An 18,774-nucleotide genomic window follows, 5' to 3' on the forward strand; every position below is an offset into this window, starting at 1 on the left:
ATGGCAAACGGGGCGTCCAGCGCCCCGTGATTCAGTCATGTAAAACCTGCTGCTTATGCCGAAATCGGCTTCTTGCTCGCTTTCGGGCTGCGGATAACGAACAGCACCAGGAAGGCGCCGACGGCAGCGACGCCGCCTGCCAGCACGAAGGCGCTGTCGAATTTGCCGGTATGCTGCACGATAAAGCCGGTAACGATCGGACCGATAATGCCCGACAGGCTGCCCACCAGATGGATAAAGCCGCTGATGCTGCCGACGCGGCTCTTGTGCACCACGTCCTGAATAATCGCCCAGTAGATGGCGCCGGTGATGTAGAGGAAGAAGATAGAGATCGACATCATCATGACCGCAGAGTTGACCTCTTTTACCGTACCCGCCAGCGCCACACAAACGGCGGCGGCGAACAGTGAGACCACCAGCACAATTTTACGGGAGAGCAGTAACCTGCCGGTAATATTGAAGATCTTGTCTGAGATCCAGCCGCCGAGCGCAAGGCCGACGAAGCCGACAATCCACGGGATCATGGTGGTGATCGACATCGATTTAATATCCAGGCCGTGCGCCTGCACCAGATAGGCAGGGAACCAGCTCAGGAAGAAGAACAGAATATAGTTGTAGCAGAAGAAGGCGAAAGCGGTGACCAGGATAATCGGCTGACGCAGATAGTAGCCGAATCCGTGCGACGCCTGCGCCAGATCCGCCTCTTCGCCCGGCTGCTCGGCTTTCAGTTTGTCGACCAGCGCGCGCTCCTCGGCGGAAACGTGACGGCTCTTCGCCGGGTTATCCGCTGAAACGAACAGCCAGATCGCCATCCACACCAGACCGATCAGGCAGATGATCACGAAGGCCGGACGCCAGCCGAACGCGAGCGCGAGATAGCCGATAATCGGCCCGGCGATCGCGCCGCCCAGCGGCGAGCCGGCGCTCAGCAGGCCCATTGCGGTGGCCGCCTGTTTTTTCGGAAACCAGCCGTTAATCGCTTTGTTGGCCGAGGCGCAAATCGGGCCTTCCGCCATGCCGAACAGCACGCGCAGGATCAGCATCGACCAGAAGCCGGTCGCCAGCGCGGTCATGCCGCAGAACAGCGACCACATGCCAACCGCGATGCCGAGCACGATTTTGGGGCCAAAGCGGTCAGTGGCGACGCCGCCGACGAAGTTGAACAGGGCATAGCCGAAGAAGAAGCTGCCGAAGATCATGCCGAACTGTTCGGCGTTGATCGCCAGATCTTTTTCTACCAGCGGTAGGGTCAGAGAGAGGGCGACACGATCGAGGTAATTGATCATGTAAACAAGAAACAACAGCAGTACGATTGTCCAGCGCAGATTTTTAAACATAGTGGCTCCAACGCTTTTTTTATAGTGATATAACGCCGGCAGCGCGCCGCCGGCTGAATCCCCGGTGAGGGTAGTGCAACAGCTACATGGCCAGCACGACCTTGCAGCAGGTACGGGGGTCTTTTTCGAACAGCGTCATCGCGCGTTCGATTTCATCGAGCGAAAAGTAGTGCGTAACCAGTTTTTCCGGCTGGATCAGGCCCTGCTCCATCCATTCAATTACCTGCGGAAAGCGGTGGCTGTTAAGACGCGAGGTAAACAGCGACAGCTCTTTGCTGGTCAGGCTTTGTTGGGTAATGCTGCAGGGCTCGCCGGAGAAGCCGAGCAGACCGATACGGGCGGCGGGCGAGGCGAGCGCCGCCGCTTCCGCCAGAATAGAGGGGTGACAGGCGGCGTCGATAATCAGCGTGGGCTGCACGCCTTCGAGCTGGGCCGCCAGCGGCACCTCGGCATTGTTGAACACCCGATCCGCGCCGTTGGCTTTCGCCAGCTCAAGACGTTCCGGCAGACGATCCACCACCAGCACCTGCGCCACCTTATAGACGCCCTTCAGCACCTGAATCGCCGTCAGGCCCATGGGACCGGCGCCGTAGATCAGCGCCACATCCTGCGGCTGCGGTTTGAGGAACGCGGTGATATTGGCTGCGATGGTGAACGGCTCTACCATGCTGGCGAGCTTGTCCGGGATCGCCGCTGGCAGCCGGTACGCATTACCGGCCGGCGCAACCGCATATTCGCTAAAGCCGCCGTCGCGATGCACGCCGATGACGCTCAGCGTGGTGCAGACGTTAGGACGGCCCACCGAGCAGGGATAGCAGCTACCGCAGCTCACGACGGGATCGACCGCTACCCGCTCGCCGATGCGGCTGGCGTCGACGCCGTCGCCGACCGCGTCAATCACGCCGAAAAACTCGTGGCCGATGACGCGCGGATATTTCGCGAAAGGATTGTGGCCGTGCCAGATATGCACGTCAGAGCCGCAGATGCTGGCGTATTTCACCTTGACGCGGACTTCACCCGCTGCGGGCGTCGGCAGCGGACGCTCCGCCAGTACCAGCTCGCCGGGTTGTTCAATCACGACACTTTTCATGATGCGCTCCTTACCAGTTCCACAGCGTGCCGTCTTCCAGACGGGCCACCGGAAGATAGGCGGGTTCATAGGGATATTTCGCCGCCAGCTTCTCGTTGAACTCGATACCCAGGCCTGGCTTGTCGCCCGGATGCATAAGGCCGTCTTCGAACGTCCAGCTGGCGTCGAACAGCTCCATCATCTGCTCAGAGAAGCCCATGTACTCCTGCACGCCGAAGTTCGGCACCCACAGGTCAAAGTGCAGCGCCGCCGCCATGCAGACCGGCGAGAGATCTGACGGGCCGTGCGAGCCGGTGCGCACCTGATAGAGCGAAGCGAAATCAGCGATGCGGCGCATGCCGGTGATGCCGCCCGCATGGGTAATGGTGGTGCGGATATAGTCGATCAGCTGCTCTTCAATCAGCTGTTTGCAGTCCCAGATGCTGTTGAAGAATTCGCCGACCGCAATCGGCGTCACGGTATGCTGGCGGATCAGGCGGAAACACGCCTGGTTTTCCGCTGGCGTCGGATCTTCCATCCAGAACAGGCGGTAATCTTCGACGCTTTTGCCGAAGCGCGCCGCTTCAATCGGCGTCAGGCGGTGATGCATATCGTGCAGCAGATGTTCGTTGAAGCCGAACTTATCGCGAATCGCTTCAAACAGCTTCGGGGTAAAGTCGAGGTATTTCTCGGTCGACCACAGCTGCTCTTCCGGCCAGTTACCTTTGGTCGCTGGCTCATAGGCGAGACCTTTGCCTTTCGCCATGCCGTAGGTGGTTTTCATGCCCGGCACGCCGCACTGGGCGCGGATCGCCTTGAAACCCATCTCTTTGTGCTTCGCGTAGTCGTCCATCACTTCGTCGATGGTATGGCCGGTGGTATGGCAATAAACCATAACGCCGGTGCGCGACGCGCCGCCCAGCAGCTGGTAGAGCGGCATATTGGCGGCTTTGCCTTTGATATCCCACAGCGCCATATCGACCGCGGAGATCGCCGACATAGTGACCGGCCCGCGGCGCCAGTAGGCGCCTTTATAAAAGTACTGCCAGATATCTTCGATCTGATGCGCGTCACGGCCGATCAGCTGCGGGCAGATATGATCTTTCAGGTAAGAGGCGACCGGCAGTTCGCGGCCGTTGAGCGTGGCGTCGCCGATGCCGGTGATGCCGTCGTCGGTGGTAATTTTCAGCGTAACGAAGTTTCTGCCTGCGCAGGTAACAAAGACTTCAGCGTTAACAATTTTCATCTCTCGTAGCCTTCTTTCAGCAATCAATGCTGAAAAAGTACGCGCATTTATACTACCATACAAGTTGATGTAACAGAGTTGTGAAGGCAATCACAGAGAGAAATTTACGCGCTGCCTGGGGTAAGGAATCGAGCTTTATTTGCATTTACAGGCTGCATAAAAGTTAAAACGCGGGCCAGGCTGCCCGCGCAAGCGCTTATCTTACAGCCTGAAACGCGACCTTAAGCTAACAACGCGCACTGCGGCGGCAAGCGGCAGCTCAGCGCGCCGGGCATCACCTCAATCTCAAACTCGCGGCCGGAGAGCGGCTCGCCATCCAGATTAAAGGTCATCTCATTAGGGGAAACGATGCGCAGCGAGGTCAGCTTCGCGGTCACGATATTCGGGTTGTCATCGTTGCTGGTCAGCGAGTGCAGCAGGGTAGGCAGCAGCTCCTGCGCAGTGACGATGCTCACATCGAGCTGGCCGTCATTAATCAGTGCCGATGGACACAAGCGCTGCCCGCCGCCCGCCTGGCGTCCGTTGCCGACGCCGATCGCCAGCGCGTCGCCCTGCCACTGAAAACCGGGGCCGGAAATCTCGCAGCTGTCTGGCTTCAGCGTATCCATGCGCATCAGGCCGTGAATAAAATAGGAGACGCCGCCCAGCGCAGATTTTAACTTTTCCGGCGTTTCGGTGGTGATACGGGTGCCGAAACCGCCGGTCGCCATATTAATGAAATAGCGATCCTGATTAACCCGCGCCAGATCGATTACGTGGGCTTTGCCCTGAACCGCGAGGCGCAGCGCGGGCTCCATCTCGGCAGGAATACCGACGCTGGTGGCGAAATCATTGGCGGTGCCCAGAGGAAGAATGCCGAGCACCGGCCGACGCGCGGCGTCAACAGCGGCCAGCGCGGTAGCGATCTCGTTAATGGTGCCGTCGCCGCCGCCGGCGACCACGGTCTCAGCGCCCAGCCGCAGCGCTTCTTCAACGTAGCGTTCGCCGTCGCCTTTCTCCCAGGTAACGCGCACGGCGACGTCGAAGCCTTCATCGCGCAGCGCGGTGACGGCCGCACGCAAATCTTCGTTGCCTGCGCCTTTGCCGTTAAGAATAAGTAGAGTAAGCGGTCGTTTTTCCATTTTCCGTTCCTTGAAAACCCACAAAGATTTCTGCTTATAGCATAGTCAGGCGGGAAAATTTACGGGAGAAAAGCGGAAAAAAGAAAACCCGCACGGGGGAGCCGGGCGGGTGAATGAGGTGGTTCCTGATACAACAGCTATTAGTTGTTACTCGTTCGCAGCAGGCGCGACTATAAAGGAGCGCGCCGCGGCGGTCTGTGATCCTGTTCTAACTTCATCGGTTTACTTGCGCGACGTGAGTAATTTGCTATGAGGATCGCGCGTGCTGCTGCCGTCGGTAAAATTGCGCAGCAGCAGACCAAAGGCGAGTTCGACGTCCGCGGGCACCGGCATCCAGACGCGATGGCCGTCGCCGGGCGCAACCTCAATGGCGCCGCCGCGCGCGTCCTGCAGCGCCTCCAGCGTGCAGTTCAGGTTGCCGTTCGGCGTCATGATCTCCAGGCTGTCGCCGAGCAGAAATTTATTCTTCACCGCGACCTCCGCCCAGTCGCCGCGCCGCTCGCCGGTAAATTCGCCGACGAACTGCTGACGCTCCGAGATCGAATAGCCCTGCGCATAGTTTTGATAGCTGTCGTGGGTATGGCGGCGCAAAAACCCCTCGGTATAGCCGCGATGCGCCAGACCTTCCAGCGTGGTCAGCAGCTCAGGATCGAAAGGTTTGCCGGCTGCGGCGTCGTCGATAGCGCGGCGGTAAACCTGCGCCGTCCGCGCACAGTAGTAGAACGATTTGGTGCGGCCTTCGATCTTCAGCGAATGGACGCCCATCTCGCTCAGGCGTTCAACGTGCGCCACGGCGCGCAGATCCTTAGAGTTCATGATGTAGGTGCCATGCTCATCTTCAAAGGCGCTCATCACTTCGCCCGGCTTCATCTTCTCTTCCAGCAGAAAGACCTTATCGGTTGGCTGGCCAAGCCCCAGCGTCGGCGTCACCTCCTGCACCTCGACGATATTGCCGACCTCGTCCTGTTTACCTTCCTCGACCTTATATTCCCAGCGGCAGGCGTTGGTGCAGGTGCCCTGATTCGGGTCGCGCTTGTTCATATAGCCGGAGAGCAGGCAGCGGCCGGAGTAGGCCATGCAGAGCGCGCCGTGCACGAAAATCTCGATCTCCATCTCCGGCACCTGCTGGCGGATCTCCGCGATCTCCTCCAGCGACAGCTCGCGCGACAGTATCACGCGCGTCAGCCCCATCTGCTGCCAGAACTTCACCGTCGCCCAGTTGACCGCATTGGCCTGCACCGAAAGATGGATCGGCATCTGCGGAAAGGCCTCGCGCACCAGCATAATCAAACCGGGATCGGACATGATCAGCGCGTCCGGCTGCATCTCCACCACCGGCGTCAGGTCGCGAATAAAGGTCTTTAGCTTGGCGTTATGCGGCGCGATATTCACCACCACATAGAACTTCTTGCCCAGCGCGTGCGCTTCGGCAATGCCTTTGGCGAGGTTGTCATGGGTGAATTCGTTATTGCGCACGCGCAGGCTGTAGCGCGGCTGCCCGGCATAAACCGCGTCGGCCCCATAGGCGAAGGCGTAGCGCATATTCTTCAGCGTGCCCGCTGGAGAAAGCAGTTCTGGTTTCATGATGTTCTCACTGATGTCAGGTCAGCATGCCGCCTGGCGCGGCACGTGCCGCGGCCGCAAGGTGAGCGGCCCGGCAAAAGGTGCAAAATTGTAGGCGGCGACGCGCGTCAGTCAGTTGATCTAGATCAACTGGCACAGATCCGCTTCCCAGCGATAGCCCATGCCGTAGACGGCGCGGATAAAGGGCTGGTCGGCGTCGAGATTCTCCAGCTTGCGCCGCAGATTTTTGATATGGCTGTCGATGGTGCGATCGGTCACGACGCGGTAGTCGTCGTAGAGATGATTGAGCAGCTGCTCGCGCGAAAAGACTTTGCCCGGCTCCAGCGCCAGGGTTTTCAGCAGGCGGAATTCGGCCGGAGTCAGCTCCAGCGGCTGTTCGCGCCAGCTCGCCTGGAAGCGGCCTTCGTCGATTTTCAGCAGCGACGCCTTGCCGGGCTCTTCTGGCGCGCGCTTCACGCGGCGCAGGATAGTTTTCACGCGCGCCACCACTTCGCGCGGGCTAAAGGGCTTACAGATGTAGTCATCCGCGCCGATCTCCAGGCCAAGCAGGCGATCGATCTCCTCGGTGCGCGCCGTCACCATAATAATCGGCAGCTCAGAGAAGCGGCGGATTTCGCGGCACAGCGAGAGGCCATCTTTGCCGGGCAGCATTAGATCCAGCAGCATCAAATCGGGCGGCGTCTGCTGGATGAAAGGCAGCACGTCGCTGCCGTGGGCGATATGGTGCGTGCGGTAGTTGGAAGCTTCAAGATAGTCGATCATCAGCTGCGCCAGCTTCGGCTCGTCTTCCACTACCAGAATCAGCGGGTCGGTTTTTTCGGCGGTCATCGTCAGTTACGGCTGGGGAACATAGCGCAATTGTAGCGCGATTTTCAGTCCACCTAAATCAGAGTGCTCCGCAGCGATATGGCCGCCGTGGGCGTCGACGATATTTTTGCAGATCGCCAGCCCCAGTCCGGAGCCGCCGCTGGCGCGATTGCGCGATCCTTCCGTGCGGAAAAAGCGCTCGAAGATCTTCGCCTGCTGCTGCGCGTCGACGCCTGGCGCGCTGTCGACAAAGCTCATCTGCCACCAGGGCGCCTCATAGGTGAGACGTACCTCGACCTGTCCCGGCGCGTCGGTATAGCGCAGGCTGTTCTCCAGCAGGTTGGTGAAGAGCTGCATCAGGCGATCGGGATCGCCGAAGAAAGGCGCTTCGTCCGGCATCTGCAGCGTCAGCGTCAGCCCGTGGCTGCGATAGCGCTCGTTGAAGCTGCCGGCGGCCACCTCCAGCAGCTGCACCAGATCGGTGGCCTGTTTGCGATAGGCGAGGGCGCCTTCGTCGGAGAGCGAAAGCTGGTGCAGATCGTCCACCAGCTTGCTGAGCACCCCGACTTCGCTCTGCAGCGAGGCGATCGCCTCTGGCGTCAGCTTGCGCACGCCGTCCTGCATCGCCTCTAGCTCGCCGCGCAGGATCGCCAGCGGCGTGCGCAGCTCGTGGGAGATATCGGCCATGAAGGCGCGACGCATGCTCTCGTTCTTTTCCAGCGAGCTGGCCAGGCGGTTAAAGTCCTGCGCCAGCTGGCCCAGTTCGTCGCGGCTGCCGACCTCGACGCGCGTGGCGAAATTGCCCGCCGCCAGATGATGGGTGCCTGCCACCAGCCGCTTGACCGGCGCCAGCAGGCCGCGCGACATCAGCCAGGTGACCAGCGCCGCCAGCAGCGTCGACAGGCCGACAATCAGCCAACTGGTGCGCTTCTGCTGGTGATCGAAATTGATATCGGTGCTGCGCGTCAGCCGCTCCGGCGGCGAACCCACTACCCAGCCGACCACTTTACCGTTGCTGGTGGTGATATTGCGGCGCGAGCCTTCCGGCGGCACCGGCGCGCGCGGCCCGACCAGCACCTTATATTGCTGGTCGATAATCCAGAACTGGGTGCGCCAGCCGTGGGGCGGCAGCTGGTTATTGCTGTCGGGATTCTGCTCCAGCGAGCGCAGCATGGTGAACACCAGCCGATCGTTATGCCGCAGGAAATCCCAGTTGCCGTGCTGTTCATACTGATCGGCCAGCGCATCGCCGAGCATGGCGAGCCGCTGCTCGTTGCCGCGCTTGATGTAGTCGACAAAGCCGTGCTCGAAGCTCAGACGCACGCCCCAGTGCATAGTGATCAGCACCAGCATGCAGGTGGAAAAAATCGCTAAAAAGAGTTTGGCGCTGATGCCCAGGCGCAACGGCAACTTCATGGTTTTCTCCGGCGTCGCAGATCGACATTTTGACTGGTTTCCTTCGGCACGCGCCAGAACACCAGCGCGGGCAGGGCGATAATCAGCGCCATGCAGGCGTAGGCGGTCATAAACAGACTGTGGGTATGGTCGCTGTTCGCCAGCGCATCCTGGCCGAACGCGCCCAGCAGCAGGCCGGCGATAGTGACGCCGACGCTCATCGACAGCTGCATAATCATCGACAGCAGACTGTTGCCGCTGGAGGCGAGCTCGTCCGGCAGATCCTTCAGCGTCAGGGTATTCATCGAGGAGAAGCGCAGCGCGTTCACCATGCCCTGCATCAGCAGCACCAGCGGCAGCAGCCACAGCCAGCCGAGCAGCGCCACCAGCGGAAAGAGCACCACCACCACGGCGAGCGCCAGCGTAGTGCCGACTAGCGCGTTGCGGTAGCCGAACAGGTTAACGATACGCACCACCATGCGTTTGATGCCCATATTGCCGAGCACCATCGGGATCATCATCAGCCCGGCGTGAAACGGCGTAAAGCCCATGCCGACCTGCAAAAATATCGGCGTCATAAAAGGCAGCATGCCGCTGCCGATGCGGCCTAAAAAGCTGCCGAGCAGGCCAATTGAGTAGAGGCGGTTGTCGAACAGCTTCAGGCTGAACAGCGCATTGTCGTTGCCGCGCGCGTGCATCAGATAATACAACAGCGAAAAGAGGCCAGTCAGGATCATTGCGCCGAGCAGCAGTGAGGAACCGTCGCTGCTGCGCTGGCCGTCGAGCGCCAGGGTCAGCGTCGCCATGCCGACGGCCAGCAGCAGAAAACCAAGGAAATCGAAGCGCCGCGTCTGCATCGAATAGTTCGGCATCAGCGTCAGGGTGGCGATAGCGCCGATAATGCCGACCGGGATATTGATCAGGAAGATCCAGTGCCAGCTCGCATACTCCACCAGCATGCCGCCCAGCGCCGGACCCACCAGCGGGCCGATCTGTCCCGGCAGGGTGACGAAGGTCATCGCTGACATATACTGCTCGCGCGGCACGATTTTCATCACGGTCAGGCGGCCGACCGGCACCATCATCGCGCCGCCGACGCCCTGCACCACGCGCGCCATCACCAGCTGATCGAGCGTCGAAGAGAAGGCGCAGAGCAGCGAGCCGATGCTGAACAGCACGATGGCGCTGAAGAAAATGTTGCGCACGCCGAAGCGATCCGCCAGCCAGCCGCTCATCGGCAGGGTAACCGCCACCGTCAGCAGATAGGAGACGATGACCGAATGCATATGCAGCGGGCTGACGCCCAGATCCTGCGCCATTGAGGGAAGGGCGGTGTTGACGATGGTGGTGTCCAGCGTCTGCATAAAGAAGCCGAAAGCGACAATCCATAGCTGCCAGCGAACCGTGGCGTTTTGGGCGTTCATTTCCTGTTCTCTCCTTAACTCTCCACCGGCTGGCCGATTTTACCGCGCTTGCGCCGCAGCTTGTCCATATAGAGATAGACCACCGGCGTGGTATAGAGCGTCAGCAGCTGGCTCATAATTAGCCCGCCGGCGATAGTGATGCCGAGCGGCTGGCGCAGCTCCGCGCCGTCGCCGCTGGTGATCACCAGCGGCAGCGCACCGAACAGCGCGGCGAGCGTGGTCATCAGAATCGGGCGAAAACGCAGCAGGCAGGCCTGGAAAATGGCGTCGCGCGCGCTCAGGTTGCCGTTGCGCTGCGCCTCTAGCGCAAAATCTACCATCATAATGGCGTTCTTTTTCACGATGCCGATCAGCAGCAGGATGCCGATAAGGGCGATCAGGCTAAAAGGCGTATCGAACAGCGTCAGCGCCAGCAGCGCGCCGACGCCCGCTGAGGGTAGCGTCGAGAGAATGGTCAGCGGATGGACATAGCTCTCATACAATATGCCCAGCACGATATAGACGGCGGCGATGGCGGCGAGCATCAGCCAGAGCTGGCTGCTCTGCGACTGCTCAAACACCTGCGCGGTGCCGGCGAAGCTGCCGCGCACGCTGGAGGGCACGCCAATAGCCGTCATGGTGCGATCGATCGCCGCAGAGGCTTCCGACAGCGAAACGCCTTCCGGCAGGTTAAAAGAGATGGTCGAGGCGGCGGAGAGTCCCTCATGGTTGACCGACAGCGGCGCGTTGGCGGGCTGCCAACGGGCGAACCACGACAGGGGAATCGGTTTGCCGTCGCTGTTAATCACAAACATCTGATCCAGCGCGCTAATGTCCTGGGTGTAACGCGGATCGACCTCCATCACCACCTTGTACTGATTCAACGGCTGATAGATGGTGGAGATCTGCCGCTGGCCGAAAGCGTTGTTCAGCAGGGCGTTTGCCTCAGAGACGTCGATGCCGAGGCGCGACATGCTTTCGCGATCGTAGATCAGCGCCATTTCGCTGCCTTTGTCCTGCTGATCGGAGTTGACGTCCGCCAGCTGCGGCAGCGCGGAGAAGGCCTGACGGATTTTCGGCTCCCATTCGCGCAGCGCGGCAAGATCGTCGGAGAGCAGCGAATACTGATAGCTGGCGTTCGATTCGCGGCCGCCGGCGCGCAGATCCTGCACCGCGTTGAGATAGAGGCTGGCTCCGGGCTCTTTCGCCAGCTTCGCGCGCAGCCGGGCGATCACCGCCTGGGCGTTTTCGCTGCGCTCGGAGAGCGGCTTCAGCGAGATAAACATCGAGCCGCTGTTGGTGCGCATGCCGCCGGTAAAGCCCACCACGCTCTCGACCGCCGGATCGGCCTTCACGATCACCATAAAATCCTGCAGCTTCTGGCGCATCGCCTGGAAGGAGATGCTCTGATCGGCGGAGATAAAGCCTGACAGGCGGCCGGTGTCCTGCTCCGGCATAAAGGTTTTCGGCACCTGAATAAACAGCCAGACGGTCAGGGCGACGGTGCCGAACAGCAGCAGCAGCACCCAGCGCGCATGGTTCAGCACCCAGCCCAGCGAGCGACCATAGCCCTGCTGGATCGCCAGCAGCATCCGGCCTGCGCCGCGCCGACGCGGCTGGGCGCGCGGCGCATGCGGCTTCAGCAAATACGCGCACATCATCGGCGTCAGGGTGAGGGAAATCACCATCGAGATGGCGATCGCCACCGACAGCGTAATGGCGAATTCAGAGAAGAAGCGGCCTATCAGCCCGCCGGTCATCAGCAGCGGCAAAAAGACGGCGATCAGCGACAGGCTCATCGACAGTACGGTAAAGCCCACTTCGCGCACGCCGGTTAGCGCCGCCTGCAAGGGTTTCATGCCCGCCTCGACGTGGCGCGCGATATTCTCCAGCACCACGATGGCGTCATCCACTACGAAACCGGTGGCGATGGTCAGCGCCATCAGCGACAGGTTATTCAGGCTGAAGCCGCACAGGTACATCGCGGCGAAGGTGCCGATCAGCGAAACCGGCACCGCGGCGGCGGGGATCAGCGTGGCGCGGCCGGAGCGCAGGAAAACGAACACCACCATAATCACCAGCACCACGGCGATGGTCAGCGACTGCTCGACCTCATGCAGCGAGGCGCGAATGGTAGGCGAGCGATCCTGCGCAATCTGCAGGTCGATGGCGGCGGGAATGGTCTGATGCAGCGTCGGCAGCTCGGCGCGAATGCGGTCGACGGTATCGATCACGTTCGCCTCCGGCGTTTTGCGCACCAGCAGCAGCACCGCGGGCTTGCCGTCCGCCATCCCGGCGTTGCGCACGTCCTGCACCGAGTCCTGCACGCTGGCGACGTCCGCCAGCTTCACCGCCGCGCCGCTGCTGTAGTGCACCACCAGCGGCGCGTAGTCGCTGGCGGTTTTCAGCTCGTCGTTGGTGCGCAGCTGCCAGCGCTGCTGGCGATCCTCCACCGCGCCCTGCGGACGACGCTGGTTGGCGTTGGCGATCGCCTCGCGCACCGCATCCAGCGAGACGCCCTGGTTAAACAGCGCCTGCGGATTCAGCGCGACGCGCACCGCAGGCAGCGAGCTGCCGCCGACCGTAACGTCGCCGACGCCTTCGATCTGCGACAGCTTCTGCGCCAGCTGGGTCGAGGCGTAGTCGTAGAGCTGGCCTGGATTATAGATATCCGAGGTCAGCGTCATGATCATAATCGGCGCGTCCGAGGGATTGACCTTGCGGTAGGTGGGGCGGCTCGGCATCCCGGTCGGCAGCAGGCTTTGCGCCGCGTTGATGGCCGCCTGCACGTCGCGCGCCGCGCCGTTGATGTCGCGGTCGAAATCGAGCACCAGAATAATGCGCGTGCTGCCGAGCGAGCTGGTGGAGGTCATTTCGCTGACGCCGGCGATGCGGCCCAGCGAACGCTCAAGCGGCGTCGCCACCGACGAAGCCATGATTTCCGGCGACGCGCCTGGCAGCGAGGCGGAAATCACTATTACCGGGAAGTCGACCTGCGGCAGCGGGGCGACCGGCAGCAGGCGAAAGCCGAGCACGCCCGCCAGCGCAATGGCGAGGGTCAGCAGCGTGGTCGCCACCGGGCGATGGATAAACAGCGCGAAAAATCTCACTGCTCCGCCTCCCGGCCGCTAAAGCGGCGGCGCGCGGCCTGGCCGAGGCGATCGAACAGCAGATAGATCACCGGCGTAGTAAACAGCGTCAGCACCTGGCTCAGGATCAGACCGCCCACCATGGCGATGCCGAGCGGATGACGCAGCTCTGCGCCGACGCCGGTGCTGAGCATCAGCGGCAGCGCGCCCAGCAGCGCCGCCAGCGTGGTCATCAGGATCGGGCGAAAACGCAGCAGGCACGCCTGATAGATGGCGTCATAGGGCGTCATGCCCTGCTCGCGTTCGGCGGCCAGCGCGAAGTCGATCATCATGATGGCGTTTTTCTTCACGATGCCGATCAGCAGAATAATGCCGATAATGGCGACGATATCCAGCTCGCCGCCGCTCAGCATCAGCGCCAGCAGCGCGCCGACGCCGGCGGTGGGCAGCGTCGACAAAATCGTGATGGGATGGATAAAGCTCTCATAGAGCACGCCCAGCACGATATACATCGCCACGATGGCCGCCACGATCAGCCAGACGGTGCTGGTAAGCGCCGCCTCGAACGCCAGGGTGCTGCCCTGGAACTGGGTCATCAGTTCGGCGGGCATGCCGAGCCGCTCTTCCGCCGCGCTGACCGCTTTCACCGCGTCGCCCAGCGAATAGCCGTCGGCGACGTTAAAGGAAAAGGTCGCCGACGGGAACTGATCGAGATGGTTGACGCTCAGCGCGCTGTGGCGCTGCTCAACTTTCGCGATGGCGCTGAGCGGCACGCTGCCGCCGTCGGTGCTGGTCAGCCGGATGCCTTCCAGGCCCGCCAGGCCCGGCGTGGCGCGGTTGTCCTGCTCCAGCACCACGCGATACTGGTTCGCCTGAGTATAAATAGTGGAGATGAGGCGCTGGCCGAAGGCGTTATAGAGCGCGTTATCGACGTCCGCCATACTGATGCCGAGGCGGCTGGCGCTGTCGCGATCGACATTGACGTACGCCTCCAGCCCCTGATCCTGCCAGTCGCTGCTGATGTCGCGCAGCTCAGGCGACTGGCGCAGCGCGTCCAGCAGTTTCGGCACCCAGGTGCCGAGCGACTCCAGCGAGCCGGACTGCAGCGTAAACTGATAGGGCGTGCGGCTCGCCTGGGTTTCAATCGTCAGATCCTGTACCGGCTGCAGCCACAGCGTGACGCCGGGAAGCTGGCTTATCTGCTGCTGCAGCCGCTGCTGCACCTGCGGGATCCGGTCATCGCGCTCGCTCAGCGGCTTCAGGTTGATCTGCAGACGCGCGCTGTTGAGCGCGGCATTGGTACCGTCGACGCCGACGAAAGAGGTCATGCTCTGCACCGCCGGATCTTTCATGATCAGCGAAGCGACATCGCGCGTGCGCTCCGCCATGCTGGCGTACGAGGCGCTCTGCGGCGCCTGCAGCGTGCCCTGGATAATGGAGTTATCCTGCTGCGGGAAAAAGCCTTTCGGAATCACTATCCACAGCAGCACGGTGAGCAGCAGCGTACCGAGCGCCACCGACAGCGTCAGCCAGGGATGCGCCAGCACTTTGCGCAGCCAGCCGCCATATCCGGCAATCACCCGCTCGAAAAAGGCTTCGCTGGCGCGCGAAAAGCGGTTCTGCTTGCGCAGCGACTCGGCGCTCAGCATGCGCGCGCACATCATCGGCGTCAGCGTCAGCGAGACCACGGCGGAGATCAGGATAGCCACCGCCAGCGTGACGGCGAACTCACGGAACAGACGGCCGATCACGTCGCCCATAAACAGCAGCGGGATCAGCACCGCGATCAGCGAAAAGGTAAGGGAGATAATGGTAAAGCCGATTTCGCCCGCCCCCTTGAGCGCGGCGGTGAGCGGTTTTTCCCCTTTCTCCAGATAGCGGGTGATGTTTTCGATCACCACGATGGCGTCATCCACCACGAAGCCGGTGGCGATAGTCAGCGCCATCAGCGTCAGGTTATTGATAGAGAAGCCGAGGAAGTACATCGCGGCGAAGGTGCCGACCAGCGACAGCGGCACCGCGACGGCGGGAATAATCGTCGCCGGGACGTTGCGCAGGAACAGATAGATAATCATCACCACCAGGCCAATCGCCAGCATCAGCTCGTGCTGGGTATCGGTGACCGAGGCGCGAATATTGGTGGTGCGGTCGGTCAGCAGCTGGACCTTCACCGACTTCGGCAGCGAGGCGGTGAGCGAGGGCAGCAGCGCGCGGATATTATCGGCGGTGGCGATAATGTTGGCGCCCGGCTGGCGCTGCACGTTGAGCACGATGGCGGCTTCGCGGTTCGCCCAGGCGCCAAGCCAGCGGTTTTCCGCGCCCTGTTCGATCGTGGCGACATCGCCGAGCCTCACCGGCGCGCCGTTTTTATAGCTGACGATCAGCTGACGGTAATCCTCCGCCGACTTCATCTGGTCGTTAGCGGAGAGAGTAATGGAACGCTCCGGGCCGTCGAGGCTGCCTTTCGCCGAGTTGACGTTGGCGCTGCTGATGGCGGTGCGCACCTCTTCGCTGGTCAGGCCGAGCGCCGCCAGCGCCTGAGCGTTCATCTGCACGCGCACCGCCGGTCGCTGACCGCCGGAGAGCGTCACCAGCCCGACGCCGGAAACCTGGGAGATTTTCTGCGCGACGCGCGTCTCCACCATATCCTGTACCTGGGTCAGCGGCATGCTGCTGGTGGTCACCGCCAGCGTCATGATCGGCGGATCGGCGGGATTGACCTTGCTGTAGACCGGCGGGTTAGGCAGATCGTTGGGCAACAGGCTGGTGGCGGCGTTAATGGCGGCCTGTACTTCCTGCTCGGCGACGTCGAGCGGCAGCGTCAGCTGGAACTGCAGGGTGATCACCGACGCGCCGCCGGAGCTTTGCGACGCCATCTGTTTCAGCCCTGACATCTGGCCGAACTGGCGCTCAAGCGGCGCGGTAATCGCGGAGGTGGTCACGTCCGGGCTGGCGCCGGGATAGAGCGTCACCACCTGGATGGTGGGATAATCCACCTCCGGCAGCGCCGAAACCGGCAGAAAACGGTAGCCAAGAACGCCCGCCAGCAGAATAGCGATCATCAACAGCGTGGTAGCGACCGGACGTAAAATAAACTGACGCGACGGCCCGCCGCTGGCGTCAGGAGGCGTAACCTGCATTACTCGCTCGCTCCTTTGGCCGGTTGCGCCGCGCGGCTGCTTTTCAGCGCGGTGCTCTGCGGCGCGACGACGTCCACCTGCGCCCCTTCCGTCAGGCGATCCAGCCCGTCGGTGACCACGCGTTCGCCTGCGCTCAGGCCGGCGTTAATCACCACCTGATGGCTGTCCTGCAGTCCGGCGGTGACGCTTTTCTTACTCACTTTATTGTCGCTGTTCACCACCCAGACAAAGTGGCCTTCATTGCCCATCTGCAGCGCGGCGGCTGGAATAACGATCGCATCCTGCAGGGTATTGACCTTCAGCCGCGCGTTAACGAACTGGTTGGGAAAGAGCTTGTCGTCCTGATTGTCGAAGCGCGCCTTCATTTTGATGGTGCCGGTGGTGGCGTCGATCTGGTTGTCGATGCTGAGCAGCGTGCCCTGGGTCAGCAGCGTCTGGTTGCTGCGATCCCAGGCTTCCACCACCAGCGGCTGGCCGCTCTTTTGCGCCTGCATGATGTCGGGCAGATAATTTTCAGCCAGGCTGAACAGCACGTCGATGGGGTGGGTCTGGGTGATCACCACCAGACCGTTGGTGTCGCCGCTGGTGATGTAGTTGCCGACGTCCACCTGTTTCAGGCCGACGCGGCCCTCAATCGGCGACGTAATGCGGCTGTAGGTCAGATTGAGCTGAGCGCTGGCGACGCTGCCTTCGTCCGCCTTGATGGTGCCCTGGGTTTCGCTCACCAGCGAACGCTGGGTATCGAGCTCCTGCTGCGACACCAGCGAGGTTTTCGCCAGCTTTTCATAGCGCGCCAGATCGCGGCGGGCATTCGCCAGCGTCGCCTGATCCTTCGCCAGCTGACCCTGCGCCTGGGTTAACGCTACCTGATAAGGGCGGGGATCGATCTCCGCCAGCAGCTGGCCCGCTTTAACCTGCTGCCCTTCCTGAAAGTGGATCGCCATCAGCTCGCCGTCGACCCGGCTGCGCACCGTCACGGTGCTGGCAGCGGTCACGGTGCCGAGCCCGCTGAGAAAGTGCGGCACGCTCTGACTGACGGCGGCGGCGGCCTGTACCGGCGCCGGCGGAGCGCCCGCGCCGCCTTTGCCGCGATGCGGTCGGGTCGACGCCTGAGGATCGGCGTCAGGCTGCGCCGGATGGTGCCACCAGTAGTAGCCGCCTGCGGCGGCGGCCAGCACGAACAGCGTCAGCAGGCTCTTTTTCAACAAGGAAGGTCGGTTCATCTTATCGGTTGCTCTCCAGCAGTAGCGAAATCCCCAAAACGCAGGCTGAAACGCGGCAGCCTGCAAATAGCAGAGTGTAGACCCGCAACGCGGGCAGAAGTTGAAGGAATTAAGGATATCTGTCAGCCCGACGTAAGTATCCCTTTCAGAACAAACTTATCGAGGAATTACGCATAAAGCGCGCTTTTCGCTTTTGCTATGCTCTTTGTCTGGGCATTTCTTACACAAGGAGAAGAGGATGAGTCAGGTTGAAACACGCCAGCTCGGCGATACCGGCATTCAGGTGCCGCTGTTAACCTTTGGCGGTAACGTCTTCGGCTGGACACTGGATGAGGCGAAGTCGTTTTCATTGCTTGATGCGCTGGTGGAAAAAGGGCTGTGGTTTATTGATACCGCCGACGTCTATTCGCACTGGGCGCCGGGCAATAAAGGCGGCGAATCGGAAACCATTATCGGCAACTGGCTGAAAAAGAGCGGCAAACGCGACCGCATCGTGCTGGCGACCAAGGTCGGCATGGAACTCTCGCCGGAGAAAACCGGCCTGAAGCCGCAGTATATTCGTCAGGCGGTAGAGGATTCGCTACGCCGTCTGCAAACCGACTATATCGATCTCTATCAGGCGCACCGCGACGATACCGATACGCCGCTGGCGGAAACCCTGGCGGCGTTCGATTCGCTGATCAAAGAGGGCAAGGTGCGCGCCATCGGCGCCTCGAACTACAGCGCGCCCCGCCTGCAGGAGGCGCTGAAGATCAGCGAAGAGCAGGGCCTGGCGCGCTACGCCACCCTGCAGCCTGAATACAACCTTTACGATCGCGAAGGCTACGAGTCGGCGCTGGAGGCGGTGGCGACGCAGCACGGGCTGGGCGTGATTAACTACTACTCGCTGGCCAGCGGCTTCCTGAGCGGCAAATACCGCAGCGCGGCGGATGCCGGCAAAAGCGCGCGCGGGCAGGGCGTGGTCGAGAAGTATCTTAACCCGCGCGGCCTGGCTATTCTGGCGGCGCTGGACGACATCAGCCAGACGCACGGCGTGACGCCGACCCAGGTCGCGCTGGCGTGGCAGATTGCGCGGCCGAGCATTACCGCGCCGATCGTCAGCGCCACCTCGCTCGCCCAGCTTGACGATCTGATCGGCGCGACGCAGCTGCGCCTGACGCCCGAGGAGAGTGAAAAACTGGCGCAGGCCAGCCGCTAATCTCGCCAGACGGGGCGCTAGCGCCTCGTCATTATTTTGCGTGCCAAATAATGCGTTAATCACGGCCGCGATTCCGTTCAGCGATCCCCTTCACACTTGTTTGAAAAAACTGTCTCTTTGCTTATTCGTGCGCACATTTTTACAAAAGTTGAACTTTTTGCA

At 61.6% G+C, this 18,774-nt stretch carries 12 protein-coding genes; 1 reads left to right on the plus strand and 11 read right to left on the minus strand.

Going from position 1 to position 18,774, the window contains the following annotated elements:
* Window positions 1-53 precede the first annotated feature (53 nt).
* The 11 genes from PVE98_RS06460 to PVE98_RS06510 all read right to left on the minus strand — a co-directional run bounded on the left by PVE98_RS06460 (window position 54) and on the right by PVE98_RS06510 (window position 17,414).
* Window positions 54-1,337, minus strand: coding sequence for an MFS transporter (locus PVE98_RS06460; RefSeq protein WP_033750256.1), 1,284 nt, complete (start codon window positions 1,335-1,337; stop codon window positions 54-56).
* An 82-nt stretch (window positions 1,338-1,419) separates the two neighbouring features.
* The gene (locus PVE98_RS06465; protein ID WP_033750254.1) at window positions 1,420-2,427 is read right to left on the minus strand and encodes a Zn-dependent oxidoreductase; all 1,008 of its coding nucleotides are present in this window, start codon (window positions 2,425-2,427) and stop codon (window positions 1,420-1,422) included.
* 10 nt (window positions 2,428-2,437) lie between these two features.
* Window positions 2,438-3,652: a D-mannonate dehydratase ManD gene (manD, locus tag PVE98_RS06470; RefSeq protein WP_333620664.1), complete on the minus strand. Its 1,215-nt coding sequence runs from the start codon at window positions 3,650-3,652 to the stop codon at window positions 2,438-2,440.
* Window positions 3,653-3,873: 221 nt separating this feature from the next.
* Window positions 3,874-4,773, minus strand: a complete 900-nt coding sequence (gene yegS, locus PVE98_RS06475) for a lipid kinase YegS (RefSeq protein ID WP_033750248.1) — start codon at window positions 4,771-4,773, stop codon at window positions 3,874-3,876.
* A 222-nt stretch (window positions 4,774-4,995) separates the two neighbouring features.
* On the minus strand, window positions 4,996-6,360 hold the full coding sequence (gene yegQ, locus PVE98_RS06480; protein ID WP_096073479.1) for a tRNA 5-hydroxyuridine modification protein YegQ: 1,365 nt from the start codon (window positions 6,358-6,360) through the stop codon (window positions 4,996-4,998).
* Between the two features lie 117 nt (window positions 6,361-6,477).
* Window positions 6,478-7,185 (minus strand): two-component system response regulator BaeR, encoded by a 708-nt coding sequence (baeR, locus tag PVE98_RS06485; RefSeq protein ID WP_033750242.1) that lies wholly within the window; start codon window positions 7,183-7,185, stop codon window positions 6,478-6,480.
* A 6-nt stretch (window positions 7,186-7,191) separates the two neighbouring features.
* Window positions 7,192-8,580 carry a two-component system sensor histidine kinase BaeS gene (gene baeS, locus PVE98_RS06490; RefSeq protein ID WP_096073478.1) on the minus strand — a complete coding sequence of 463 codons (1,389 nt, stop codon included), beginning with the start codon at window positions 8,578-8,580 and terminating at the stop codon, window positions 7,192-7,194.
* Entirely contained in the window at window positions 8,577-9,983 is a 1,407-nt protein-coding gene (gene mdtD / locus PVE98_RS06495; RefSeq protein ID WP_096073477.1) for a multidrug transporter subunit MdtD, read from the minus strand. The genes baeS and mdtD overlap by 4 nt, the downstream gene beginning before the upstream one ends.
* A gap of 14 nt (window positions 9,984-9,997) precedes the next feature.
* The gene (gene mdtC, locus PVE98_RS06500) at window positions 9,998-13,072 is read right to left on the minus strand and encodes a multidrug efflux RND transporter permease subunit MdtC (protein ID WP_033750233.1); all 3,075 of its coding nucleotides are present in this window, start codon (window positions 13,070-13,072) and stop codon (window positions 9,998-10,000) included.
* The gene (locus PVE98_RS06505; protein ID WP_096073476.1) at window positions 13,069-16,191 is read right to left on the minus strand and encodes an MdtB/MuxB family multidrug efflux RND transporter permease subunit; all 3,123 of its coding nucleotides are present in this window, start codon (window positions 16,189-16,191) and stop codon (window positions 13,069-13,071) included. Before PVE98_RS06505 ends, mdtC begins: the two co-directional genes overlap by 4 nt.
* Window positions 16,191-17,414 carry an MdtA/MuxA family multidrug efflux RND transporter periplasmic adaptor subunit gene (locus tag PVE98_RS06510; RefSeq protein ID WP_313621043.1) on the minus strand — a complete coding sequence of 408 codons (1,224 nt, stop codon included), beginning with the start codon at window positions 17,412-17,414 and terminating at the stop codon, window positions 16,191-16,193. The genes PVE98_RS06505 and PVE98_RS06510 overlap by 1 nt, the downstream gene beginning before the upstream one ends.
* Window positions 17,415-17,652: 238 nt before the next feature.
* Between PVE98_RS06510 and PVE98_RS06515 the strand changes: the two genes are divergently transcribed.
* A complete protein-coding gene (locus PVE98_RS06515; protein ID WP_096073474.1) occupies window positions 17,653-18,612 on the plus strand; it encodes an aldo/keto reductase in 960 nt (319 codons plus the stop codon).
* Window positions 18,613-18,774 lie beyond the last annotated feature (162 nt).

The organism is Pantoea sp. GABEPS69, from assembly GCF_045780835.1.
Classification (GTDB): domain Bacteria; phylum Pseudomonadota; class Gammaproteobacteria; order Enterobacterales; family Enterobacteriaceae; genus Pantoea; species Pantoea septica.